We start from the raw sequence: 566 nt of genomic DNA on the forward strand, positions 1-566 counted from the left end.
GCCGATTACCTGCAACTGCTCGCCGGCCATGCCGATACCGACACGCTGTTCTTCCAGCGCCGGCTCTCGATTTGCGGGGACACCGCGCTGGGGTTGGAGGTCAAGTACTGGCTCGACGCCACGCCGCGTCCGGCCTGGGTCGAGCCCTGGGTGGCGCGGCTAGCGGTGCTGTTTCCCGAAGTCCGTGCCGCGTGAGAGCGACGGGCTGGCCCGTCAGGCCTCGGGCGCCAGATCGCCGTAGCGCACGCCGCGTGGCTTGAAGCAGCAACGGGCGCGGAGCACGGCACCGGGGAGGTTGGCGAGCGCGGGCATCGCCGTGAAGCCATCGAGCGTCGCCTGGAGGTCTGCCGCGCTGCGCGCCCGCACCACCGCGAACAGGTTGAAGGGCCATGCCGCACCTCGGCGCGCGCGCCGGTAGCAGAGTGCCACCGCGGGCAGGCGGGCCAGCCGCTTGCCCAGCACATCCACACGTGCGTCGGGCGCATTCCATACGCACATCGCGTTATGCACGAAGCCGAGTTGGCCCGGCTGGAGAATGGCGCCGAAGCGGCGGATCACGCCGGCCT

The 566-nt window shown here is 71.0% G+C and carries 2 protein-coding genes; one reads left to right on the top strand and one right to left on the bottom strand.

The annotated features are described in order from the left end of the window. A partial coding sequence (ubiT, locus tag AC1DMY_RS20915) for a ubiquinone anaerobic biosynthesis accessory factor UbiT (protein ID WP_477166761.1) occupies window positions 1-195 on the top strand: 195 nt, incomplete at its 5' end. A gap of 18 nt (window positions 196-213) precedes the next feature. Here ubiT and AC1DMY_RS20920 read toward each other — a convergent pair. Beyond that, on the bottom strand, window positions 214-566 hold a 353-nt coding region (locus AC1DMY_RS20920; protein WP_477166762.1), incomplete at its 5' end, for a hypothetical protein.

The sequence above is a fragment of the Dyella sp. 01L423 genome (genome assembly GCF_056399945.1).